Raw genomic sequence first — 23,941 nt, 5'->3', positions numbered from 1 at the left:
TCAGGCCTCCAGCAGCTCGTACAGCTCCAGCCACTGGGCTTCGAGCGTTTCCTTCTCGCGGCGCAGTTCGCCCTGGCGCTGGCCGAGCTTCATCATCTCGCCGGTGGAGCCATGGTAGGTGTCGGGGTGGGCAAGCGTCGTTTCCAGCGTGGCGAGTTCGGCGTCGATCGCGGCCATGCGCGTCTCGATCTTCTTCACCTTCTGGCGCGTGATCTTGTCGTTCTCGCGCTGCGCGGCGGCGGCACGGCGACGGTCGGCGGCGGAAACGGACGGCGTGCCGCCGGCTTCCGCGTTTTTCTTCGGCGCCGAGCCGCGGGAGCGCAGCCAGCGGGCGTAGTCGTCGAGGTCGCCGTCGAAGCCTTCCATCTTGCCGTCGGCGACGCGCCAGAAGTTGTCGCAGACCATGCCCAGCAGATGGCGGTCATGCGAGACCAGCACCAGCGCGCCATCGAAATCGGCCAGCGCGTCGGCCAGCGCCTCGCGCATGTCCAGGTCCAGATGGTTGGTGGGCTCATCCAGCAGCAGCAGGTTGGGCTTGTCCCAGGCGATCAGCGCCAGCGCCAGGCGCGCGCGTTCGCCGCCGGAGAAACCGTCCACCGATTCGAACGCGCGGTCGCCGGCGAAATTCCAGCCGCCGAGGAAGTCGCGCAGCACCTGCGTGCCGACGCCCGGCGCCTTGTCCTGCAGATGCTGGAGCGGGCTTGAGCCTTCGTGCAGGCTTTCCACCGTGTGCTGGGCGAAGTAGCCGATCTTCAGGTCCTTGTGGATCTTGCGCTCGCCGCCCAGCGGGGCCAGTTCGCCGACCAGGGTCTTGACCAGGGTCGATTTACCCGCGCCGTTGGGACCGAGCAGGCCGACGCGGTCGCCGGCTTCCAGGCGGAAGCGCACGTCGTGCAGGATCACCGCGGGCTCGCCGCCGTGCTCGTCCGGATAGCCGGCGACCACTTCTTCGAGCTGCAGCATCGAGTCGGGCAAACGGTCCGGCACGGCGAACTGGAAGCGGAACGAGCGCTCGGCGCGCACGGCTTCGGTGCCGGCCATTTTCTCCAGCCGCTTCATGCGCGACTGCGCCTGCTTGGCCTTGCTGGCCTTGGCCTTGAAGCGGTCGATGAAGGATTGCAGGTGGGCGCGCTCGGCCTGTTCGCGCTCGTGCGCGATCTGCTGCAGGCGCAATTGCTCGGCGCGCTGGCGCTCGAAGGCGCTGTAGTTGCCGGTGTAGAGCTTGCCGCGGCCTTCGTTCAGATGCAGGGTGTGGGTGATCACGCCGTCGAGGAATTCGCGATCGTGCGAGATCACCAGCAAGGTGCCCTGGTAGCGGCGCAGCCATTCTTCCAGCCACAGCACGGCGTCGAGGTCCAGGTGGTTGGTGGGCTCGTCGAGCAGCAGCAGCTCGGACGGCGCCATCAGCGCGCGCGCCAGGTTCAGGCGCACGCGCCAGCCGCCGGAGAACTCGCGCACCGCGCGCTCGTGCGTTTCCGGCGCGAAGCCCAGGCCGTGCAGCAGGCGGCCGGCGCGGGCACGGGCGTCGTAGCCGTGCAGTTCCTCGATGCGGTGATGGGCCTTGGCCATGGCTTCGGTGTCGCCGCGCGCCTGGGCGTCCAGCTCGTCGCGCAGCGCGATGGCCAGTTCCTCGTCGCCGCCCATCACGTATTCGATGGCCGGGTCCGGCAGCGCCGGGGTTTCCTGGGCCACCGAGGCCAGGCGCAGGCGCGACGGCAGGTCCAGTTCGCCGGAATCGGCTTCGACCTCGCCCTGCAGGGCGGCGAACAGGCTGGATTTGCCGCAACCGTTGCGGCCGACCACGCCCAGCCGCCAGCCGCTCTGGATCACCAGGTCGATGTCGGAAAGCAGCAGGCGCGCGCCGCGGCGCAGGGCGAAATGGCGAAAGGCAATCATCGGAACGACAGTCCATGCATAGGGCGTCCAGCCGCCCTCAGCCGACCATGATAGCGGACACGGCGCCCGCTCCCATGGCCGGAATGCCCACCCCATCGCAGTCGGGAGCGGTGCTCGTAGCTTCCCCGCCGCGGTTTCTGCTACAACGACGCCGCACTGCGCAACGGCCTCGCGCCGCTGCCGCTCGGGGGCATTCGACATACATATGACGTGCGGAGGCGCAGCCTGGCTGCCCCCGTCAACGTGGAGAGGGGACCATGACCAAGTTCGGCATCAGCCTGCCCATGCTCGTATTGCTCGCCGCCGGCGCCGCCGCGCCGCAGCCGGCCCGGGCCGACAACCTGCTGGTCAACCGCGTGAAGCAGGAACAGGGCATGAACCTCCCTGCCCGCGGCATGAGCATGGAGCAGGTCGAACAGAAGTTCGGCGCGCCCAAGCGCAAGCTCTCGCCGCGCGGTGGCGATACGGCCAAGCATCCGGTGATCAATCGCTGGGATTACTCGAACTTCATCGTGTATTTCGAGCACAGCCATGTGATCCACGCCGTGCTGAACACCCCCGCCGGCAACAACAAGAATCCCGAAACGGCGAACTGAGGGCGCGGTCCGCACGCCGTCCGGGTAGCGAAGCTTGAATGACGGGCTGCGCCATGCGCGGCCCGTTTCTCTGTTCGCCATGCCCTTTCGTCATGGCGGCGCCCTACAATTCGCGTTTCCTCTTGAAATGCGAGTCCCCACATGAGCCAAGCCACCCTGCGCCTGCCGGCGGAATGGGAGCCCCAGTCGGCCGTGCTGATCGCCTGGCCGCACGCGGACACCGATTGGGCGGACCGCCTCGCCGAGGTGGAAACCACTTATGTGGCGCTGGCCGCCGCGGTTACCCGCTTCGAGCCGCTGATCGTGGTGGTCGCCGATGCGGACCTGCGCGCGCATGCCGAAACGAAGCTGCGCGCCGCCGGCGTGGACCTTGGCCGCATCCGCTTCGTCGAGCTGCCGTACGACGACACCTGGCTGCGCGATTCCGGCCCGATCACCCTCAAGGATGACCGGGGCGCGTTCCAGCTCACCGATTTCCGCTTCACCGGCTGGGGCGGCAAGTTCGGCGCCGAGCAGGACGACGCGCTGGTGGCCGGGCTGGTGCAGGCCGGCGTGTTCGGCCGCGCCGCGCACCGGCGCATCGACTGGGCGCTGGAAGGCGGCGGCATCGAGAGCGACGGCGCCGGCACCGTGCTGACCACCTGGCGCTGCCTGGTGCAGCGCCACCCGGAGCAGTCGCGCGAGGAAATGAGCGCGATCCTGCGCGACGGCCTGCAGGCCGGCCGCATCCTGTGGCTGGACTACGGCTATCTGGAAGGCGACGACACCGACGCGCATATCGACACCTTGGCGCGGTTCTCGCCGGACGGCGGCATCGTGTTCCAGGCCTGCGACGATCGCGCCGACGTGCATCACGAGGAGCTGACTCGCATGGCCGGCGAGCTGGCGGCGCTGCGCACCGCGGACGGCAAGCCCTACCCGCTGCATCCGCTGCCGTGGGCGCAGCCGGTGCTGGACGACGGCCGCCGCCTGGCGGCTTCCTACGCCAATTACCTGATCGTCAACGGCGGCGTGCTGGTGCCCGCCTACGGCGATGCGGCGGACGACGAGGCGGCGCGGATCATCGGCACGGCCCATCCCGGCCGCGAGGTGGTGCAGGTGCCCTGCCGCCCGCTGATCTGGCAGAACGGCAGCCTGCATTGCATCACCATGCAGTTGCCGGCCGGGATCTACGGCTGAGCCTTTGCCATATCGACCGGCGTAGGTTGGGGTGAGCGCAGCGAACCCCAACGTGGCGATACCGTGCAGGGCCTGTTGGGGTTCGCCTGCGGCTCACCCCAACCTACGTTCCAACCTACGTACAATTGCCCTCTTTCGCCCCCAGCGAGCAGGACTTCCCCCATGACCCGCAAGACCCTCAAGGTCGCGCTGCTGCAGGAAACCCACCGCGGCAGCCGCGACGCCAATCTCGACGCGATCGAGGCCGGCCTGCGCGAAGCCGCGGCGGCCGGCGCCGAACTGGTGCTGCTGCAGGAGCTGCACAACGGCCCGTATTTCTGCCAGCACGAATCGGTGGGCGAGTTCGACCAGGCCGAGACTATCCCCGGCCACAGCACCGAGCGCATCGGCAAGCTGGCCGAGGAATTGAAGCTGGTGGTGGTGGCCTCGCTGTTCGAGAAGCGCGCGGCCGGGCTGTACCACAACACCGCGGTGGTGTTCGACCGCTCCGCGAAGATCGCCGGCAAGTACCGCAAGATGCACATCCCGGACGATCCGGCGTTCTACGAAAAGTTCTACTTCACGCCGGGCGACCTGGGTTTCGATCCGATCGACACCGCGGTCGGCCGCCTCGGCGTGCTGGTGTGCTGGGACCAGTGGTATCCGGAAGCCGCGCGCCTGATGGCGCTGGCCGGCGCGGAGCTGCTGCTGTATCCCACCGCGATCGGCTGGGACCCGAACGATGAGCAGGCCGAGAAGGACCGCCAGCGCGACGCCTGGGTGACCGTGCAGCGCGGCCACGCGGTGGCCAACGGCCTGCCGCTGCTGGCCTGCAACCGCAGCGGCTACGAGCCCGATCCGTCCGGCGTGGGCGCCGGCATCCAGTTCTGGGGCAGCAGCTTCGTGGCCGGGCCGCAGGGCGAATTCCTCGGCCAGGCCGGCACCGACGGGCGCCAGCTGCTGCTGGTGGAGATCGATATGGCGCGCAGCGAGCACGTGCGGCGCATCTGGCCGTTCCTGCGCGACCGCCGCATCGACGCCTATGCCGACCTGCTGAAGCGCTTCCGCGACTGAGGCGGCCGCATGGCTTGCGCCGCGCAGCCGCCGACCCCATGCACTGACTTCCCCTCTTCACCGATACGACGCATGAGCCAGGACGCCACCGACACCACCCTGCCCGCCGCCCTCGAAGGCCAGCCGATCGAGCGCGTGTTGCGCGACGGTGTCGAATACGTGGTGCTGGGCACGGCGCACGTCTCGCGCGCCAGCGTCGAAGCGGTGCGCGAGCTGCTGGCGCGCGAAAGCTTCGACGCGGTGGCGGTGGAGCTGTGCCCCAGCCGCGCGCAGGGCATGCGCGATCCCGACGCGCTGAAGAAGATGGATCTGTTCCAGGTGATCCGCCAGGGCAAGGCCGGCATGGTCGCCGCCAGCCTGGTGCTGTCCAGCTTCCAGAAGCGCCTGGCCGATCAGTTCGGCATCGAGCCCGGCGCCGAAATGAAGGCCGCGATGGACGGCGCCGAGCAGCGCGGCGTGCCGGTGTGGCTGGTCGACCGCGAAGTCGGCACCACGCTCAAGCGCGCCTGGCGCAGCGTCGGTTTCTGGCAACGCTTCGGCCTGATGGGTGGCCTGCTCGCCAGCGTGTTCGAGCGCGAGGCGATCGAGGAAAAGGAAATCGAAAAGCTCAAGGAAGGCGACATGCTGGAAAGCGCCTTCAGCGAATTCGCCAACCAGTCCGAGCCGCTCTACCGCAGCCTGATCGCCGAGCGCGACGCCTACATGGCCGCGCGCCTGCGCGAGGAAGCGGGACTGGCCGGCTACGGCGGCGAGCCGCGGCGCGTGCTGGTGGTGATCGGCGCGGGCCACCTCAAGGGCCTGTGCGAACTATTGCGCACCCAGCAAGGCGATGCGGCGGCGCAGGCGGCCGAGCTGGCCACGCTGCCGGTGAAATCGAGCTGGCCGAAATGGATCGCCATCGGCCTGGTGCTGCTGGTGTTCGTCGCCATTGCGATCGCCTTCCAGCGCAACTCCGCGCTGGGCGCGCAGGCGCTGCGCGACTGGGTGATGTACACCGCCGGCTTTTCCGCGCTGGGCGCGATCATCGCCGGCGGCCATCCGCTGAGCGTGCTCGCCGCGGCGGTGGCCGGACCGATCAAGCCGTTCCGCCCCGGCGTGCCCTCCGGCGCGATCAGCGCCATGGCCGAAGCCTGGGTGCGCAAGCCGCGCGTGGCCGACTTCGAAACCCTGCGCGACGATATCGGCCACTGGACCGGCTGGTGGAAGAACCGCGTGGCACGCACCCTGCTCAACTTCCTGCTGGTCTGCGTGGGCACGATCGCCGGCGAATACACCGCCGGCATCCATATCTTCAAGAGCCTGCTCGGATAGAGCTTGTCTGAAGCTCAGGGCTGGTGCAGGCCCTTGGCCAGCACGTCGAGCAGTTCGCTGTCCTTGTCCAGGCTCTGCTCCCAGTACATCGCGCCGCCGAGGTGCTGCGACTTGATGAAGTCGGTCTTCAGGCGCAGCGACTGCGGGTCTTCGTAGCTGACGAAGGTGCGCGTCTGCGCATTCCACAGATACGGCACCTGGGCCTGCTCGTCCCAGTAGCGCACGTAGCCGTTCTTGCCGATGCTGTTCTCGCTGGTGCCGTTCTTGGCGATGTAGTCGGCGACCAGCTCGCGCCACGACGGCGCGCCGAAGAACTTGCCGTACTTCTGCTGCAGGCCGTTGTGCTCCGGCGCGACGTCGGTGAAAGCGCGGCCGTAGAAGGGCACGCCGAGCACCAGCTTGGAAGCCGGCACGCCGGCATCGAGGTACTGGCGCACCGCCTTGTCCGCGGCGCGGTCGCCGGGCGGATCGAACTTCGACGGATGCAGGCCCGCGTGATGGCCGGTGCTCGGCGTCAGGCTGTTGTGGAAGTCGTAGGACATCAGGTTGAACCAGTCCAGCGAGCGCGCCACGCGGGCCAGTTCGATGCCGGCGACGAATTCGTTGTCGGCCGAAGCGATGGTCAGCAGGTAATGCCGGCCCTTGTGCTGCTTGCCCAGCGCGTCCAGGCGCGCGCGCACCGCTTCCAGCAGCAGACTGAAGTTGCGGCGGTCCTCGGGGCGGTGGCTGATGTTGCCGCCGGGCAGCGTGGGGTATTCCCAGTCGACGTCCAGGCCATCGAGGTCGTGCTGCTCGATCAGCGTGGCCGCATCGTCGGCGAAGCGGCGGCGCGAGGCCTCGGTCAGCGCAGCCTCGGAGAAATGCCCCGCGCTCCAGCCGCCCACCGAAAGCACGATGCGCAAGCGCGGATGGTGCTGGCGCAGGCCGACCAGGCTGGCCAGCGAGGCCGTGGCATGCGGACTGCGCAGCACGATATGGCCCTGCTCGTCGAGCGTGCCGAAGGCGTAGTTGAGGACATCGACCTTGGCCGGATCGATCGCGGGCAGCGGATCGGCGTCGGCCACATAACCGACGATGCGATACGCGGCTGGCGCTTCTTTCGCCACCGCGGCCCCGGCCGACAGCACGGCGACCAGGCCCAGCAACCACCGGCAAGCCGCCAGGCGGCCGTTCGACGCATTCCCCACCATGCCCTCTCCTTATCTTCAAGTGTCTTTGGCAAGACCGTGCAGCGGTCTCATCGACGTTATTGTCCCTGCTCGGACCCACCGACTATACTTCCGGGACTTTAACGCCATGTACCCGCCGGAATCGTGGGAATAATGATGACTCGACTGCAATTGCTCGGCCTGACCGTCGCTGCCGCTCTACTCGTCACTGGCAACGCGCATGCCGAAGGCGACAAGGCCGCCGGCCGCAAACTGATCTACACCTGCAACGGCTGCCACGGCGTCGAGGGTTACGAAAACGCTTATCCGCGCTATCCCGTGCCGAAGATCGCCGGGCAGAACGCGCAGTACATCGTCAATGCCCTGCACGGCTACAAGGCGGGCGACCGCAGCCATCCGACCATGGGTGCCCAGGCGCAGAGCCTGTCCGACAAGGACATCGAGGACATCGCCGCCTACCTGTCCAGCCTCGCCAAGTAAGTAGCCCAAGGATCCGAGGATTCCGATGAATCGTGCGCTCACCCTGCTTTCGTTCGGCGCCGTCCTGGCGTTCGCTTCCCTTCAGGCCTCCGCCGCCGGCAACACCGAGGCCGGCAAGCAGAAGGCCGCTGCCTGCTTCGCCTGCCATGGCGCCGACGGCAACTCGGTCGACCCGCAATACCCGCGGCTGGCCGGCCAGTACAACATCTACATCCAGCGCGCCCTGCACGAGTACAAGAGCGGCGGCCGCAACAACGCGATCATGAAGGGCTTCGTCGCCACGCTGTCCGAGCAGGACATCGAGGATGTGGCGGCGTACTTCTCCGCGCAGCCGAGCAAGCTGAGCACGCTGGAAGGGCATATCCAGGGCGATAAGTAAGCGCTTTGCTTGCCGCAAAAAAAGGCCCGCTCGCGCGGGCCTTTTTGCTGGTGCTTCCTGTCGCCGGCGGGGGCATCAACCCAGCGCCGACTGCCCTTCGTGCTTGCTGTAATACGGATTGCTGCCACCCGCATGGTCGGTGGCATCGCGCACTTCGGTGATCTCCGGCACGCGCTCGCGCAGCGTCTTCTCCACGCCTTGCTTGAGCGTGACGTCGACCATGCCGCAACCGTGGCAGCCGCCGCCGAACTGCAGCACCACCACGCCTTCCGCACTCACTTCGAGCAGGCTGATGCGGCCGCCGTGCGCGGCGATGCGCGGGTTGACCTCGGCGTCGAGCACGTAGCGCACGCGCTCCACCAGGCTGGCCTCTATCCCGGGCATGTCGCCCTTGATGCGCGGCGCGCGGATATTGAGCTGGCCGCCGGTGGCGTTGGATTCGTAGTCGATGCTGGCGCCGTCCAGCCAGGGCGCGCTGTCGCCCTCGATCTGGAACAGGAAGCCGTCGCACTCGAGGGTCCATTCGTTGCCGGTCAGTTCGTCCGGCTCGCAGAACTCCAGCTCGCAATTGGCCGCTGGCGTGCCCGGCGCGGTGACGCGCAGGCGGATGCTGAGCCCTTCGATGCCCTGCTGCGAAAGAAGGCGCAGGAAATGCTGCTGCGCGCGTTCGGAAATATCGATCATGCCTGCTCCGGGGAAACGGTCCGGCTCGGACGGGGGAGCCTTGCCGGGAAACAGCACCATTTTAGTCCTCTTTCGCGCGGACTGCATGGTTTTGACTTTTCGCCACGCAACTTCGACGCTTCGCGTTTTGAATCTTCCGGAGTCCCGACCATGAGCTACGCCGACCTCGCCAGCCAGCACTGCACCCCGCGCAAGGGCCAGGAACATGCGCTGGACGGCGCGCAGACCGAGGCCATGCTGGCCAGCCTGCCCGGCTGGAAGCTGGCGGCCGAGGGCAAGGCCATCGTCAAGGACTTCAAGTTCGCCGATTTCCACCGCACGCTCGGCTTTATCAATGCCGTCGGCTTCATGGCGAACCAGGAAGACCATCATCCGGACCTCGAAGCCGGCTACGGCCATTGCCAGGTGCTGTGGTCGACCCACGACGTGGGCGGGCTTTCGCTCAACGACTTTATCTGCGCCGCGCGCGTCGAGGCCTTGCTGGCGCGCTGAACTTGGGCGCGCGCCTGCCCGCCGTGCTTCGCACCGCCGGCTTCGTGCTGGCGGCGGCGTTGTTGCTGCTGGGCTTGCGCGCGCTGGCCGGATGGATGCTGGAAAGCCATCTGCGCCATGAGGCGGAAGGCGAGCAGCACACGCTGCAGGCCGGCGAGCCGCTGTGGCGGTGGCGTTTGCTGCAGCCGCGCGATCTGGTGGCCGGGCGGCCGTTCGGGAACGCCACAGTCCAGGCTGATCGGATGGGTCTGAAACTGAGCAGCCGCGATGGGCAGGCGTTCGAGCTGGGCCTGCCGGTGCTGCAGCCGATCGATCTGGCGCATTGGCCGTTGCTGCGACTTTCCATGCGCAGCAGCACGCCGGGGGCGCTTTCCCTGGTCGTGCAGCCGCATGCGCAGGAGCCTTCCTGCATGGCGGAGACCGGGGCGATTCCCGTCGGCGACGCCACCAGCCTGGTGCTGGATTTGCGCAAGCTCGATTGGCGGCACGGCGACGGTTCGCCATGCGCGCTGCCCGCGACCGTGGCCTATCTGTTCCGCCTGCGCCCCCGGCTGCCGGCCGGCCAGACGCTCGAACTGCGCGAAGCGGCGCTGGTTGCCGACCCGCCGGTGCGCTTGCCCGGCCCCACTCCTACTGTCGATCTGTCGGCGGGAAGGGAGATCGACCTGCTCGAACAGCTGACCGTCGCCCCCAGCATACCGGCCGTGCCGCTGGTCTGGCTGCCGCGCGAGGGCTCGGTCGAAAGCTGGCTGGCATTGCGCGATCGGCTGCGCGGGCTGTGGCCTGCCGCCCTCATCGTTCCGGCCGGCGCCGTACCGGTGGCCGCTGCACACGAAGCGGCACCGGCCTGGCTGGGCTGGCTGATCTGTGCGGTCTATCTGCTGCTTCTGCTGTACAGCGCGCGGCGCAAAACTCATCCGACGTGGGACGTAGTGGCGGTAGCCGCCGGCCCGCTCTGGCTGATCGCCGGCTTGCAATGGGGCCTGCACGCCTCGCCGCCCGCGGTAACTGCCTTTGTCGGGGCGCTTGCCTGGGCGGGCTGGCGGGAAATGCAGCGGCGTCCGGCGGAATGGCACTGGGCCGGAGGCAAGACGGCGGACTGGCTGATGCCGTTCGCGCTGCTTCCGCTGGCCTTGATCCTGGCCGCCGTGTTCGGCCATGGCTTTGCCGCCCCGGAGTGGCGTCATGCTTTCTTATATGTCGCCTGGGCCGGCCTGCAGCAGTGGCTGATGCTGGCGGTGGTGCTGCGCCGGCTGGAACGCTGGCCGGCTGGAACGGCCTTGCCGATCCTCGGCGCCGCCGCCCTGTTCGCCCTGCTGCACACGCCGAATGCGGCGCTGATGCAGCTGTGTTTCCTGGCCGAGCTGTGGTGGGCCTGGTGCTTCCTGCGTTCCCGCCGCCTGCTGCCGATCGCGCTGGCCCATGCCGGCTGCGCGCTGCTGGTGGAAAGCAGCCTGACCGGCGGGGTGCTGCGCTCGCTGGAAGTCAGTGCGCGTTTTTTCCTCTAGGCCGGTAGCCCTCGGGATTTTTGCCTTTGACGGCAAGCACATCCAGGAAATCCTTCAAGTCCTCGGACAACGGCGCCGAGAAACCGTAGGCGCGCCCGTCCAGCTCGAAGCTCATATGCGCGGCATGCAGGAACAGCCGCTGCAGGCCCATCTCGCGGAAGCGCTTATTGGCTTCCTTGTCGCCGTACTTGGGATCGCCGGCCAGCGGGTGGCCGACATGCGCGGCATGGACGCGGATCTGGTGCGTGCGGCCGGTGCCCAAGGTGGCCTGCATCAGGCGGGCCCCGCGGTACTGCTCCATCTCACGGAAAAAAGTGAGCGAGGGCTTGCCGTTATCGGACACTCTTACCATCCGTTCTCCGCCCTGGAGCACCGATTTCTGCAACGGCGCGTTGACGTCGAACTTGGCCTTGTTCGGGTGCCCGACCATCAGGCAGAGGTACTGCTTGGTCACCTCGCCGGCGCGGATCAGCGCCTGCAGGCCGGTCAGGCCGGCACGGGTGCGGGCGAATACCAGCACGCCGCTGGTGTCGCGATCCAGGCGGTGGACCAGCTCCAGGTGCTCGTTCGGCCGGGCCGCGCGCAGCAGTTCGATCGCTCCGTGGCTGACCCCGCTGCCGCCATGGCTGGCGATGCCAGCGGGCTTGTCGATCACCAGGAAGTGCTTGTCCTCGAAGATGACAGCCTCGGCGACCGCACCCATCAAGGCGGCCGAGGGCGGCGGCTCGCCGGTCTTCTCCGCGGCCATCCGCACCGGCGGAATACGCAGGATATCGCCGGCGGCGAGACGGGTTTCCGGCTTGGCGCGCTTGCCGTTCACACGCACCTGGCCGGTGCGCAGCAGACGGTAGATCATGCTTTTCGGGACGCCCTTGAGCAGGGTGGTCAGCGCGTTGTCGATCCGCTGGCCGTCCCTTTCCGGGCCGATCTCGACTTGACGCACTCCGTGAGGTGCGTCGTGGGAAGTTGCCGTCTGCATTGAAAAAAACCTGACTAGATAGGATACTCGGCCGGCGCTAGGTCCTAGCCCGCCGAAACCGGTCCGGGCCGGGACGCCCGCCCGTGACGCCGGCGAGGATAGCGCCGGCCGCTCACCCAGCAGCCGGTCGCTGCTCCCTTTCATCGTAACGGTTCGGGTTGCCGTTTGTCCGATTGTTAAGAGACATTTCTTAACAAACCGGTGCGGTTGGCGTGATGCCACGAATATCCCGGAGCCGGTAACGGCGCCGTCTTTTTGCCGCTTCCCCGCTGCGGCGCGATCCCCGGCAGGCCGCCCAGAAGGCGCCACCGCGGCACGCGACGCGCGGCAAGCCAAGGAAAATTACAATGAAACGTATGTTGATCAACGCGACTCAGCGTGAAGAGTTGCGTGTGGCCATTGTCGATGGCCAGACCCTGTACGACCTCGACATCGAAATCCCCTCCCGCGAACAGAAAAAGGCCAACATCTACAAGGGCCGCATCACTCGCGTCGAACCCTCCCTGGAAGCCTGCTTTGTCGAATACGGTGCCGAGCGCCATGGCTTCCTGCCGCTGAAGGAAATCGCCCGGGAATATTTCACCCCGGGGCTGGATCCGAACAAGGCGAATATTCGCGACCTGATCAAGGAAGGCCACGAAGTGGTCGTCCAGGTCGAGAAGGAGGAGCGTGGCAACAAGGGTGCCGCCCTCACCACCTACATCAGCCTGGCCGGCCGCTACATGGTGCTGATGCCGAACAACCCGAAGGCCGGCGGCGTCTCGCGCCGGATCGAGGGCGAGGACCGGCAGGCCCTGAAGGAAGCGCTGGAACACCTCACCGTGCCGGACGACGTCGGCCTGATCGTGCGCACCGCCGGCATGGGTCGCGACGCCGAGGAACTGCAGTGGGACCTGGACTACCTGCTGCAGCTGTGGAAGGCCATCTCGGCCGCCGCCAACGCGCAGAAGGCGCCGTTCCTGATCTACCAGGAATCGAAGCTGTTCATCCGCGCCCTGCGCGACTACCTGCGCAATGACATCGGCGAGATTCTGATCGACGAGGAAGCGCTGTTCAACGACGCGCGCGAGTTCATGCAGCAGGTCATGCCCAATGCCCTGCGCAAGCTCAAGCTGTACCGCGACGACACCCCGCTGTTCTCGCGCTACCAGATCGAGACCCAGATCGAGAGCGCGTTCGACCGCCAGGTGCGCCTGCCTTCCGGCGGCTCGATCGTGATCGACCAGACCGAAGCGCTGACCGCGGTCGACATCAACTCCTCGAAGGCCACCAAGGGCAGCGACATCGAGGAAACCGCGTTCAACACCAACTGCGAGGCGGCGGTGGAAATCGCCCGCCAGCTGCGCATCCGCGATGCCGGCGGCCTGATCGTGATCGATTTCATCGACATGGACAGCCCCAAGCACCAGCGCGAAGTGGAAGAGCGCCTGAAGGACGCGCTGAAGCTGGACCGCGCCCGCGTGCAGGTCGGCCGCATCTCGCGCTTCGGCCTGCTGGAGATGTCGCGCCAGCGCCTGCGCCCGAGCCTGGGCGAAGCCACCCAGATCGTATGTCCGCGCTGCGAGGGCCACGGCCATATCCGCAGCGTGGAATCGCTGGCGCTGTCGACCCTGCGCCTGATCGAAGAGCACGCGATGAAGGACAACACCGGCCAGGTGCTGGTGCAGGCCCCGCCCGCGGTGGCCAACTTCATGCTCAACGAGAAGCGCGCCGGCGTGGTCGAAGTGGAGCTGCGCAACAAGGTCCACGTGGTGATCGTGGCCGACGACCAGCTCGAAACGCCGCACATCGAGATCCAGCGCATCCGCGAAGCGGACATGGGCGAGCACAGCAAGCCCAGCTATGAGCGCCGGACGGTGGTGGAAGCCGCGCCGATCCCGAAGATGGGCCAGGCCCTGGGCAGCGGCGAGCAGCCGGCGGTCAGCGGCATCGTGCCCGCCTCCCCCGCGCCCGTGCGCGAGGAAACCGCACCGGCACCGGTCGCCGCAGCGCCGGCCCGCCCGGCTCCGCGTCCGGCCGCCGCGCCGACCCCGAGCGGCGGCATGATCTCCCGTTTCCTGGGCTGGTTCCGTCCCGCCCCGGCGCCGGCTCCCGCCCCGGAAGCCAAGCGCGAAGCGGCATCCGCCAACGCCGGTGCACGCAATCAGCGCCGTGACGAACGCGGCCGTGACGAGCGTGGCCGCGGCCAGTCGCAGAACCGCCAGCAGCAGCCGCAGCAGCGCCGCGAACAGCAGCAGCCCAAGCAGCAGGGCCAGGCGCAGCAGCCGCAGCAGGGCAAGGGCAATCGCCAGCGCGGCAACGAACAGCAGCCGCGCCAGCCGCAGGGCCAGGCCAAGCCGGAACAGCAGGCCCGGCAGGAACAGGCCCGGCAGGAGCAGCAGCCGCGTCAGCAGCAGCCGAAGGCTGCCGAGGCGCAGGCCGGCGAGCGCAAGCAGCAGCCGCGGCAGGAGCAGCAGGCCAAGCCCGCGCAGCCGCAGGCCACGCCGGTGCAGGAACCGCGCCAGCCGCGTCAGCCCGCCCAGCAGCCACTGGTTGCTGCCGAGCCGACCATGCCGCCGCAGCCCGCTCCGCAGGCGCAGCGCCCGGTCGCCGCACCCGCCGATGAAGCCGCGCAGGACGCCGCGCTCGCCGCCAAGCCGGTGACCGATGCGGTCGCGCCCGATGGCGTGGATCCGGCCGCCGACGCCGAAGCCGAAGGCAATCAGCCGCGTCGTCGCCGTGGCCGCCGCGGCGGTCGCCGCCGCCGTCGCCACGAGGACGCCGGCCAGGCCGGCTCGTCCGAGGCGCAGCTGGACAACGAGTTCGATCTGGATGACGAAGACCGCGAGGAAGACGGCATCGAGCCGTCGGCCAAGCCCGAAGCCCGGCGTGTACCTGCTGCTGTCGCCTCCACCGCGGCCGCGGCTGCCGTGATCGCCACGGAAAGCGTCGAATCCGCAGCCGCTGGCCACGGGTCGGCGCCGCATGCCGAACTCGACGTCCCGGTGGTGGAAACGCCTGCCCCCGCGCCGGCCTCGTTCAACCTGCCCGCCCTGCCGCCGCTTCCGCTGAAGTCGGATGAGCCGGAGGCCGCTGCCGAGCTGCCCGCGGAACCGGTGCTGGCACACGTGCCGGTGGCAGCGACGCCGGCGGTCGCCGATGTGTCGGCGCCGTTCGCTGCCGTGGTAGAAAACGAGTTCCGCGCGCCGGTGACGGTGACGGAATCCGCACCGGTGTTCGTTGCCGAAACCGTGGTGGCCGAGCCTGTGACGGTCACGCCTGCGGCCGAGCCGGCGCCCGTCGAATCGGCGCATGTCGAGCCGACGCCTGTCGCGCCGGTGCACGTCGCGCCGGTGCAGCACATCGAGCCCACGCACATCGAGCCCACGCCGGTCGAGCCTGTGGTGGAAACGCCCAGGACCGAGCCGCAGGTCCACGCCGAGGAAGTCGTCGAGACCAGGCACGAAGCGGTCGTCGCCGACGAGCCTGCGCCCGCCGAGGAAGCGCCGCAGCCGGAAGCCCCGGCCGCTACGCCGGTGGCGCAGCTGCCCAAGCAGGGCGACCTGCTGGGACACGCGGCATCGACCACCGAGCCGACGCCGGCGCCTGCAACGCATGCGACCGACGACAGCGTCGAACCGGACGCCGCAGCCGCGGAAGAGAAGAAGGACCACCACGCGTCCAACGGCTGATCCGCCGCAACGCGTGGCACGAAAAAGCCGGGCTCATGGCCCGGCTTTTTTTATGCGGCGAATCCACCGCAACGCATCGCTCGACGCAGATCGATCGCTGACGGATCCGATCAACCGCCGATCTGGTTGTTGTGCGTATCGAGCAGCCCGTGGATGGTCATCAGGTGCGCGAGGCTGACGATGTGGTCCACCTGCAGCTTCTCCATCAGGCGCTGCTTGTAGGTGGATACCGTCTTCGGACTCAGGTTGAGCTGCTCGCCGATGGTGGTGAGCGCCTTGCCGCGCACCAGCATCATGGCCACTTCCAGCTCGCGGCTGGACAGCGCATCGAACGGCGAGGCCTCGCCGTCCAGCGTCGCCAGCGCCAGCTGCTGAGCCACGGCCGGCGCCAGATAGCGGCGGCCGCCAGCGACCTGGCGCACCGCGCACAGCAGCTCGTCGGCGGTGCAGCCTTTGGTGAGATAACCGGTGGCGCCGGCTTCGAGCAGGCGCTTGGGAAAGCGCGCGTCGTCCACCACCGTGATGATGATGATCTGCGTCGGCATCTTGGCCCGCGCCACGCGCTCGGTCAGCTCGATGCCGCTCATGCCCGGCATGTGCACGTCCACCAGCGCGATCTGCGGCTCGTGCGCGCGGATCAGCTTCAGGCCATCTTCGGCTGTCCCCGCCTCGCCACAGATATGCACGTCCGGCTGCTGCTGCAGGATCATCCTGAAACCGGTGCGGACGAGCTCGTGATCGTCAATAAGAACCAGATTGATCACGTCCCCGCCCTCCGTGGGTCAAGTTCGTGAAAGTAGGCGGCATGCGCATACGATGCAAGCACCCCCCTGTAAGTGGCGTCCACCAACATAAAAGCTTCTTCTCGCCTCCCTTTCCCGGAGCGTTTCCGCCTGGACTTGCGCAAGTATCTTCGATCGTCCTGACCGGGTCTGTCAGTCATGACCTACGGTGTGTCGTCATAAGCTGGCGAGTGTTATCTCCTCGTGATGATTTTCGCGCTTTCCAGCGGCCCCGGACGTGCGGTGGCGCCAGGAAATGCCTTGCGCCTGAAGAGAGCGAACGCCGACAGCGCTGATCCAGATCGCGACATCGATTTAGGAGTGATTCCGACCGTCTTCCTGGTCATCGCCGGGCTGGACGCACGATGTTGTCCTACATCGATGGACGCTGTCGACGTCAGCCAAGCCGGTCGATGTGCTTATGCATAGATTGCCGCATGCGGAGATATCTGTGGGACAACGCCTGATGCGAAGGAAGCGGACCAGATCGCTCGTGGTGTGGCCGGCGGGATATCGCAGCGACATAAGAGGACGGCTGGTGCCCGGAGCGGGAATCGAACCCGCATAGCCTTTCGGCTGAGGGATTTTAAGTCCCTTGCGTCTACCAGTTTCGCCATCCGGGCTGAAAGACTTCGTGCCGCGCGATGCGCGCCGCCAGCGCTGTCGCGGCGCATCCTAACATGCGTGCGGCGGCGCGGCCGCGCCTGCGGGATCATCGCCATCCGCCACCGATGCGCTCTTCCAGCGCCACCCGCGCAGGCAACAAAAAGCCCGCTTTAGGCGGGCTTTTTGAATCTTCGCAATGGAGGCCAGGGTCGGAATCGAACCGGCGTACGCGGCTTTGCAGGCCGCTGCATGACCACTCTGCCACCTGGCCATTGCCAGCGCATCGTAACCGGAAAGATCACGCTACGCCTTAAAAAACAAAACCCCGGCGACCCGAGGTTTTGCTGAAAACTGGAGCGGGAAACGAGACTCGAACTCGCGACCCCGACCTTGGCAAGGTCGTGCTCTACCAACTGAGCTATTCCCGCATCGGAGTCAGAAATCATAGCAGAAGATCGGGATTTGTGAAGAGGCGGCGACGGATTAATTTGCGCGCCGTTACCGTTTTCACCCCGCATCCGACCCGGAATTATCCAGGTCCCGAAAACGAGAAAGCCCCGGATTTACCGAGGCTTTCATCGAAACTGGAGCGGGAAACGAGACTCGAACTCGCGACCCCGACCTTGGCAAGGTCGTGCTCTACCAACTGAGCTATTCCCGCATCGGAGTCGCGCATTGTAATGGCTAAAGCGCCATCGTCAAGCCTCTGTCACAGAGGCGAGTTTTCTTCGTTCACCGGCTTATTGTGCGGCGGTTCGCCGCGCAACATCGGCCATGCGGCACGCAGGTAATACAGGCCGGACCAGATGGTCAACACGCCCGCCACCACCAGCAGCGCCTCGCCGATGTGATACAGGCGCAGCGCCTCGGCGCTCTTCTCGTGCTGCACGATCAGCACCACCAGCGCGATCATCTGCATCACGGTCTTGAGCTTGCCCACGAAGGCCACCTGCACCGCCGCGCGCATGCCGATCTCGGCCATCCACTCGCGCAGCGCGGACACGCTGATCTCGCGCCCCACGATCACCGCCGCGGTCACCGCCATCAGCACCCCGGCCCAGCCGCCGCGATGCGACTCGACCAGCAGGAACAGGGTCACCGCCACCATCAGCTTGTCGGCCACCGGGTCGAGGAAAGCGCCGAATGCGGACGTCAGATTGAGCCGACGCGCCAGGTAGCCGTCCAGCCAGTCGGTGATCGCGGCGAACACGAACACCACCGCCGCGGTGATGTTGTGGCCCGGGAACTGCCAGTAGAACACCACCACCATCACCGGCAGCAGCGCTACGCGAAACAGGGTGAGCCAGGTGGGCAGGTTGATGCGCATAGGTTGCTCAGCTCTCATCGGCGCAGTGTCGCACGCGCCCGTCAACGCACAGTAACGATGGTTCAGCCATGCAGGGCCGCATAGATGCGCTCCGCCAGGCCACGGTCGATGCCCTTGATCCTGGTCAGCTCTTCCACGCCCGCGGCTTCCACGCCGCCGAGACCGCCGAAAGCCTTGAGCAGTGCGGAGCGGCGGCGCGCGCCGATGCCCGGCACGTCTTCCAGCACGCTGCGTTCGCGCGCCTTTTCGCGCCGCTTGCGATGTCCGCTGATGGCGAAGCGGTGCGCCTCGTCGCGCACCGCCGCCACCAGGTGCAGCGCCGGCGAGGCCGGGCCCGGATGCAGCTCGCGGCCGCTCTCGGCCAGGATCAGCGTCTCCTCGCCCGCGCGCCGGCCCGGTCCTTTCGCCACGCCGACCACACGGATGCCGGTGACGCCCAGTTCCTGCAGCACGTCCAGCGCCTGCGCCACCTGGCCGCTGCCACCGTCGATCAGCAGGATATCGGGACTGGCACCCTCGCCTTCCGCCACCTTGCGGAAGCGCCGGGTCAGCGCCTGGTGCATGGCCGCGTAGTCGTCGCCCGGCGTGATGCCGGCGATATTGAAGCGCCGGTAGTGCGATTTCTCCGCCCCTTCCGGACCGAACACCACGCACGAAGCCACCGTCGCCTCGCCCATGGTGTGGCTGATGTCGAAGCATTCGATGCGCCGCGGCGCCGCGTCCAGTTCCAGCAGCTTCTGCAGGTCGTCGAAGCGCGCCCCCAGCGTCTGCCGGCTGGCCAGGCGTGCGGTCAGCGAGGCCTGCGCATTGCGCTCGGCCATCTGCAGGAAGCGCGCGCGTTCGCCGCGCACGCTGGCTTTCAGTTCCACCGTGCGGCCCGATTGCTGGGTCAGCACCTCGGCCAGGATCTCCTGGTCGGGAATCGGCTGGCACAGGATCAGTTCGCGCGGCACCGGCCGGTCCAGGTAGTACTGCGCGATGAACTGGGCCATGACATCGCCGGGCTCGGCATCCAGCGGCAGGCGCGGGAAGAAATCGCGGGTGCCCAGGCTGATGCCGTTGCGGAAGAACAGCACGCTGACGCAGGCCATGCCGGCCTCGATGCGGCAGGCGATCACGTCCATGTCGGCGCTGGCCCCATGCACGTGGTGCTGGGCCTGCAGGCCGCGCAGTGCGGCGACCTGGTCGCGCATCGAAGCGGCGCGCTCGAACTCCAGCGACTTGCTGGCCAGCTCCATCGAGCCCACCAGTTCATCGATCACCGCGCTGCTGCGCCCATCCAGGAACATCTCGGCATGGCGCACGTCGCTGCGGTAGTCGTCCACCGTGATCAGCTGCACGCACGGCGCGGTGCAACGCCCGATCTGGTGCTGCAGGCAGGGCCGCGAGCGGTTGCGGAAATAGCTGTCCTCGCACTGGCGCACCTTGAACAGCTTCTGCATCAGGTTGAGGCTTTCGCGCACCGCGAAGGCGCTCGGATACGGCCCGAAATAGCGCCCCGGCAGGTTCTTGGCGCCGCGATGGAAAGCCAGCCGCGGATAGTCCTCTTTGCTGGACAGATAAATATACGGATAGCTTTTGTCGTCGCGCAGCAGGATGTTGTAGCGCGGCTTCAGCGACTTGATCAGCTGCGATTCCAGCAGCAGCGCCTCGCCCTCGGTGCGCGTGACGGTGATCTCCACCCGCTCGATCTGCGAGACCATCGAGGCGATGCGCGGCTCCATCCGCGGCTTGAGAAAATAGCTGCCGACGCGCTTCTTGAGATTGCCCGCCTTGCCGACATAGAGCAGGTCGCCCTCGGCATCGAAATACCGATAGACGCCAGGCGAGGTGGTCAGGGTGCGGACGAAGGCCTTGCCGTCGAAGGCCTGCGGCGGAGTGGGCTGCATAGGGTGAATTCTAACGGGATTCGCCCCTCTCTTATGGAGGCCGGCGGCGCCATTGCAATGGCGCCGCTCAACGGCGGCGCAGGCGCTCGATCAGCCCGGCCACGGCTTGCTCGGCCAGCCCCACGCAGGCAGTGAAAGCTTCGGCTTCGCCGTAGTAGGGATCGGGGAAATCCTGCGGCGGCGCGGTGCCGGTCCAGGGCAGGAACAGCGCGGTTTCGGCCCGTGAGTGCGCTGTGACGAGGTGGCGGATGCCGCGCAGGTTGTCGCTGTCCATGGCCAATACCAGGTCGTACTCATCCAGGTCCGCGGCCCGCAACTGCCGGGCGCGATGCGTCGAAAGATCGAACCCCGCCACGGCGGCCGCGCGCACCATGCGCGGGTCCGCACCCTCGCCCACATGCCAGTGGCCGGTGCCGCACGAGGCCACGTCCACGGCCAGGCCGGCCTCGGCGCAGCGCTGGCGCGCCACGCCTTCGACCAGCGGCGAACGGCAGATATTTCCCAGGCACACGAACAGGACGCGCGGCGCGCTCATCCCTGCCCCGCCAGCCATTGCTCGGCGCGGGCGACGTCGGCTTCCGTATCGATCCCCGGCGGAAACGGTTCCGGCGTCAGGCGCACGGCGATGGCATGGCCATGCTCCAGCACGCGCAGCTGTTCCAGCGATTCGGCCTGCTCCAGCGGCGTGCGCTGCAGCGTCGTGTAGCGCTGGAGAAAGCCGGCGCGGTAGGCATAGATGCCGATATGGCGCAGGAACGGCACCTCGGCCGGCAACTGCTCGCGGCTGGCGGCGAACGCGTCGCGCGCCCACGGCAGCGGCGCCCGGCTGAAGTACAGCGCGCGGCCGGAGACGGTGCGCACCAGCTTCACCACGTTCGGATCGAACAGTTCGTGGGCATCGAGAATCGGCGTGGCCAGCGTGGCCATCGGCGCGTCGTCCTCGGCCAGCGCGCGCGCCACTTCGCGGATGCCTGCGGCGGGCGCGAACGGCTCGTCGCCCTGCAGGTTCACCACGATGGCGTCGTCGGCCCAACCGTAGTGCGCGGCGCATTCGGCCAGGCGGTCGCTGCCGGAGGCGTGGTCGGCGCGGGTCATGCATATCTCGATGCCGGCCTGCCCGGCCAGCGCATCGGCGACACGCCGGTCGTCCACCGCCACCACCACCTGGGCGGCGCCAGCCTGCAGCGCGCGCTGGGCCACCCGCACCACCATCGGTACGCCGCCCAGTTCGCGCAGCGGCTTGGCCGGCAGGCGGGTGGAACCGTAGCGGGCGGGGATGGCGACGATGAAAGGCGGGACGAATGCGAGCATGAGGACCTCGGGCGGAGGCGCCAAGCCTAACCGCTGGGCAAAGTTGACACGAGCCTGCCCGTGTAGGTTGGGGTGAGCCGCAGGCGAACCCCAACGTGGCGACACGCTGCGGGGCCCGTTGGGGTTCGCCTGCGGCTCACCCCAACCTACGTCAGCCGTCAGTGCACAGGTTGAAACCGCAACCGTTCGCCAGCTCCATAAAACCCGGGAACGAGGTAGCCACATTCGCGCAATCCCCGATCCGGATCGGCTCCCGCGCGACCAGGCCCGCAATGGCAAAGCTCATCGCAATGCGATGGTCGCCATGGCTGTCCACCTCGCCGCCGCGCAGCGCGCCGCCGTCGATGATGGCGCCATCCGGCGTCTCCTCGATGCTCGCGCCGATCGCCTTCATGCCGGCGGCCATGGTCGCGATGCGATCGGATTCCTTCACGCGCAACTCGGCCGCGCCGCGCACCACGGTGCGCCCCTGCGCCACCGCCGCCGCGATAAACAGCGCGGGAAACTCGTCGATCATGTCCGGCACCAGCGCCTCGGGCAGCTCGACGCCATGCAGCGGCGCGTAACGCACGATCAGGTCACCCACCGGTTCGCCGCCGCTTTCGCGTTCGTTCTCGATCGTGATGTCCGCGCCCATCAGCCGCAGCGCCTGCAGCAGGCCGGTGCGGCGCGGATTGAGGCCGACCGCGGGCAGGTGCAATTCAGCGCCCGGCACGATGCTGCCGGCGACCAGGAAGAACGCGGCGGAGGAAAAATCCGCCGGCACGTCGACGTCGGTGGCGCGCAGGCGATGTCCGCCGCTGAGGCGCGCGCGGCCCGGCTCGAATTCGATCGGCCAGCCGAACGCGGCCAGCATGCGTTCGGTGTAGTCGCGGGTGGGATGCGGCTCGATCACTTCCGTCTCGCCCTGCGCATACAAGCCGGCCAGCAGCAGCGCGGACTTCACCTGCGCGCTCGCCACCGGCAGCGTGTAGCGGATGCCCTGCAGCGGCTGGCCGCCATGCACGCGCAGCGGCGGCAGGCCGTCCTGGGTGTCGATGCGCGCGCCCATCGCGGCCAGCGGCTCGGTGACGCGGCGCATCGGGCGCTTGGACAGCGATTCATCGCCGACCAGGGTGCTGTCGAAAGCCTGCCCCGCGAGCAGGCCGGCGAGCAGGCGCATGCCGGTGCCGGCATTGCCGCAGTCCAGTGCCTGGGCGGTGCCGCGCAGGCCATGCAGGCCGACGCCGTCGACCACGCGCTCGCCTTCGCTCAGCGTCTCGATGCGCACGCCAAGCTTCTGCAGCACCGCCGCGGTGGCGCGGGTGTCCTCGCCTTCGAGGAAGCCGCGGATATGCGAGCGGCCTTCGGCCAGCGCGGACAGCATCATCGAGCGATGGGAAACGGACTTGTCGCCCGGCACGCGCACGCTGCCGTGCAGCGCGCGGGCGGGCTGGCTCAACCAGTCGAGTCGGGTCACGAAGCTTCTCCGGGCGGCGGCCGGCGGCCGCCGCGGTCAAGAATCAGGGCAAGGCCACCGGGTAGGAACCGAGCACGCGCACCTGCGCGGCGGCGCCGTCCATCTCCTGCATCGCGGCCTGGATCGGCGCGTCGTGCACGTGGCCGGACACGTCGATAAAGAACGCGTACTGCCACTTGCCGGTATGCGCGGGGCGCGACTCGATGCGGTTGAGGCTGACGTCGTGCTTGGCGAACGGGCTGAGCACGTCGTACAGCGCGCCGGGCTTGTCGTTCACCGTGATCAGCAGCGAGGTGCGGTCGTTGCCCGAGGGCGGGAACAGCGAGCGGCCGATCACCAGGAAGCGGGTGGTGTTGTCGGCGCGGTCCTCGATGCCGGTGGCCAGCGTCTTCAGGCCATACACGCGGCCCGCCGTTTCGCCGGCGATCGCGCCGGCGTCGTCCGCATGCCGCGCCATGCGCGCGGCTTCGGCATTGCTGCTGACCGCGATGCATTCCACGCCCGGCAGGTTGATGCGCAGCCAGGTCTTGCACTGCTGCAGCGACTGCGCATGCGCATACACGCGCTTGATGTCTTCCATCCGGCCGCCCTGCGAATGCAGGCACTGGTGCACGCGCAGCTCGATCTCGCCGCAGATGGTGGCGGCGGAGGTGAGGAACATGTCCAGGGTGATCTGGATCATGCCCTGGCCGGAGTTCTCCACCGGCACCACGCCGAAATCGGCATGGCCGGCGGCGACCTCCTGGAACACTTCCTCGATGCTGCCCAGCGGCAGCCCGTAGGCAGCATGGCCGAAATGCTTGCGCACGGCCTGCTCGCTGAAGGTGCCCTCGGGGCCGAGGAAGCCGACCTTGAGAGGGTCTTCCTGCGCCAGGCAGGAGGACATGATCTCGCGGAACAGCCGCACCATCTCGGTATCGGACAGCGGCCCGCGGTTGCGGTCCACCACCATGCGCAGCACGTGGGCCTCGCGCTCGGGTCGGTAATAGTCGATCGCCGACAGCCCCTCGCCCTTGACGCGTGCCACTTCCTGGGCCCAGGTCGCGCGCTCGGCGATGAGCTCCTGGATCTGGCGGTCGATGCTGTCGATGCGTTCGCGCACCTGTTCGAGCGAGACTTTTTGTTCGGTCATGGCTGAATGTCGAAGCTAACCTGATGCGGGGGTAAAGA

The 23,941-nt window shown here is 67.8% G+C and carries 20 protein-coding genes and 4 tRNA genes; 9 read left to right on the top strand and 15 right to left on the bottom strand.

Features of this window, described 5'->3' with window-relative positions:
• The gene (locus AB4083_RS04310; RefSeq protein ID WP_441606522.1) at positions 1-1,896 is read right to left on the bottom strand and encodes an ABC-F family ATP-binding cassette domain-containing protein; all 1,896 of its coding nucleotides are present in this window, start codon (positions 1,894-1,896) and stop codon (positions 1-3) included.
• Between the two features lie 257 nt (positions 1,897-2,153).
• Between AB4083_RS04310 and AB4083_RS04305 the strand changes: the two genes are divergently transcribed.
• The 4 genes from AB4083_RS04305 (at position 2,154) to AB4083_RS04290 (ending at position 6,035) form a co-directional block, all read left to right on the top strand.
• On the top strand, positions 2,154-2,492 hold the full coding sequence (locus AB4083_RS04305) for a hypothetical protein (RefSeq protein ID WP_441606521.1): 339 nt from the start codon (positions 2,154-2,156) through the stop codon (positions 2,490-2,492).
• A gap of 141 nt (positions 2,493-2,633) precedes the next feature.
• Complete coding sequence (locus AB4083_RS04300; protein ID WP_441606520.1) at positions 2,634-3,671, top strand: agmatine deiminase family protein; 1,038 nt, start codon at positions 2,634-2,636, stop codon at positions 3,669-3,671.
• 162 nt (positions 3,672-3,833) lie between these two features.
• Positions 3,834-4,724 (top strand): carbon-nitrogen hydrolase, encoded by an 891-nt coding sequence (locus AB4083_RS04295; protein WP_441606519.1) that lies wholly within the window; start codon positions 3,834-3,836, stop codon positions 4,722-4,724.
• A gap of 72 nt (positions 4,725-4,796) precedes the next feature.
• Positions 4,797-6,035, top strand: a complete 1,239-nt coding sequence (locus tag AB4083_RS04290) for a TraB/GumN family protein (RefSeq protein ID WP_441606518.1) — start codon at positions 4,797-4,799, stop codon at positions 6,033-6,035.
• Positions 6,036-6,049: 14 nt separating this feature from the next.
• On the opposite strand, the gene AB4083_RS04285 is transcribed toward AB4083_RS04290, so the two are convergent.
• Complete coding sequence (locus tag AB4083_RS04285) at positions 6,050-7,225, bottom strand: glycoside hydrolase family 18 protein (protein WP_441606517.1); 1,176 nt, start codon at positions 7,223-7,225, stop codon at positions 6,050-6,052.
• A gap of 135 nt (positions 7,226-7,360) precedes the next feature.
• Here AB4083_RS04285 and AB4083_RS04280 point away from each other — a divergent pair, with 135 nt between their 5' ends.
• Positions 7,361-7,684: a c-type cytochrome gene (locus tag AB4083_RS04280; protein WP_441606516.1), complete on the top strand. Its 324-nt coding sequence runs from the start codon at positions 7,361-7,363 to the stop codon at positions 7,682-7,684.
• A 25-nt stretch (positions 7,685-7,709) separates the two neighbouring features.
• A complete protein-coding gene (locus AB4083_RS04275) occupies positions 7,710-8,063 on the top strand; it encodes a c-type cytochrome (protein WP_441606515.1) in 354 nt (117 codons plus the stop codon).
• A 75-nt stretch (positions 8,064-8,138) separates the two neighbouring features.
• On the opposite strand, the gene AB4083_RS04270 is transcribed toward AB4083_RS04275, so the two are convergent.
• Positions 8,139-8,747 carry an NfuA family Fe-S biogenesis protein gene (locus AB4083_RS04270; protein ID WP_441606514.1) on the bottom strand — a complete coding sequence of 203 codons (609 nt, stop codon included), beginning with the start codon at positions 8,745-8,747 and terminating at the stop codon, positions 8,139-8,141.
• 150 nt (positions 8,748-8,897) lie between these two features.
• Between AB4083_RS04270 and AB4083_RS04265 the strand changes: the two genes are divergently transcribed.
• Both AB4083_RS04265 and AB4083_RS04260 read left to right on the top strand, forming a co-directional pair.
• Positions 8,898-9,239 carry a 4a-hydroxytetrahydrobiopterin dehydratase gene (locus AB4083_RS04265; RefSeq protein ID WP_441606513.1) on the top strand — a complete coding sequence of 114 codons (342 nt, stop codon included), beginning with the start codon at positions 8,898-8,900 and terminating at the stop codon, positions 9,237-9,239.
• 23 nt (positions 9,240-9,262) lie between these two features.
• Entirely contained in the window at positions 9,263-10,747 is a 1,485-nt protein-coding gene (locus AB4083_RS04260) for a CPBP family glutamic-type intramembrane protease (protein WP_441606512.1), read from the top strand.
• Here the strand turns inward: AB4083_RS04260 and AB4083_RS04255 are convergent.
• Positions 10,725-11,726: an RluA family pseudouridine synthase gene (locus AB4083_RS04255; RefSeq protein WP_441606827.1), complete on the bottom strand. Its 1,002-nt coding sequence runs from the start codon at positions 11,724-11,726 to the stop codon at positions 10,725-10,727. The two genes, AB4083_RS04260 and AB4083_RS04255, sit on opposite strands and share 23 nt — an antisense overlap.
• A gap of 347 nt (positions 11,727-12,073) precedes the next feature.
• Between AB4083_RS04255 and rne the strand changes: the two genes are divergently transcribed.
• Positions 12,074-15,397, top strand: a complete 3,324-nt coding sequence (gene rne, locus AB4083_RS04250; protein ID WP_441606511.1) for a ribonuclease E — start codon at positions 12,074-12,076, stop codon at positions 15,395-15,397.
• Positions 15,398-15,507: 110 nt separating this feature from the next.
• Here the strand turns inward: rne and AB4083_RS04245 are convergent, their stop codons facing one another.
• The 11 genes from AB4083_RS04245 to pheA form a co-directional block, all read right to left on the bottom strand.
• Positions 15,508-16,161, bottom strand: coding sequence for a response regulator (locus tag AB4083_RS04245; protein WP_441606510.1), 654 nt, complete (start codon positions 16,159-16,161; stop codon positions 15,508-15,510).
• Between the two features lie 554 nt (positions 16,162-16,715).
• Positions 16,716-16,802, bottom strand: a tRNA-Leu gene (locus AB4083_RS04240).
• Between the two features lie 180 nt (positions 16,803-16,982).
• A tRNA-Cys gene (locus AB4083_RS04235) sits at positions 16,983-17,056 on the bottom strand.
• Positions 17,057-17,137: 81 nt separating this feature from the next.
• Positions 17,138-17,213: transfer RNA gene (locus AB4083_RS04230), tRNA-Gly, on the bottom strand.
• 157 nt (positions 17,214-17,370) lie between these two features.
• A tRNA-Gly gene (locus AB4083_RS04225) sits at positions 17,371-17,446 on the bottom strand.
• A gap of 48 nt (positions 17,447-17,494) precedes the next feature.
• On the bottom strand, positions 17,495-18,112 hold the full coding sequence (pgsA, locus tag AB4083_RS04220; RefSeq protein WP_441606509.1) for a CDP-diacylglycerol--glycerol-3-phosphate 3-phosphatidyltransferase: 618 nt from the start codon (positions 18,110-18,112) through the stop codon (positions 17,495-17,497).
• 62 nt (positions 18,113-18,174) lie between these two features.
• A complete protein-coding gene (gene uvrC, locus AB4083_RS04215) occupies positions 18,175-20,001 on the bottom strand; it encodes an excinuclease ABC subunit UvrC (protein ID WP_441606508.1) in 1,827 nt (608 codons plus the stop codon).
• A 67-nt stretch (positions 20,002-20,068) separates the two neighbouring features.
• Complete coding sequence (locus AB4083_RS04210; protein ID WP_441606507.1) at positions 20,069-20,536, bottom strand: low molecular weight protein-tyrosine-phosphatase; 468 nt, start codon at positions 20,534-20,536, stop codon at positions 20,069-20,071.
• Positions 20,533-21,312 carry a 3-deoxy-manno-octulosonate cytidylyltransferase gene (gene kdsB / locus AB4083_RS04205; RefSeq protein WP_441606506.1) on the bottom strand — a complete coding sequence of 260 codons (780 nt, stop codon included), beginning with the start codon at positions 21,310-21,312 and terminating at the stop codon, positions 20,533-20,535. Before kdsB ends, AB4083_RS04210 begins: the two co-directional genes overlap by 4 nt.
• Before the next feature lie 151 nt (positions 21,313-21,463).
• Positions 21,464-22,771 (bottom strand): 3-phosphoshikimate 1-carboxyvinyltransferase, encoded by a 1,308-nt coding sequence (gene aroA, locus AB4083_RS04200; RefSeq protein WP_441606505.1) that lies wholly within the window; start codon positions 22,769-22,771, stop codon positions 21,464-21,466.
• Positions 22,772-22,814: 43 nt separating this feature from the next.
• Positions 22,815-23,903, bottom strand: coding sequence for a prephenate dehydratase (pheA, locus tag AB4083_RS04195; RefSeq protein WP_441606504.1), 1,089 nt, complete (start codon positions 23,901-23,903; stop codon positions 22,815-22,817).
• Positions 23,904-23,941 lie beyond the last annotated feature (38 nt).

Origin of the sequence: Dyella sp. 2RAB6 (genome assembly GCF_052115385.1) — a bacterium.
GTDB lineage: Bacteria > Pseudomonadota > Gammaproteobacteria > Xanthomonadales > Rhodanobacteraceae > Dyella_D.
The sequence above is the reverse complement of the archived record's forward strand: the minus strand, read 5'-3'. Positions and strand labels throughout refer to the sequence as shown.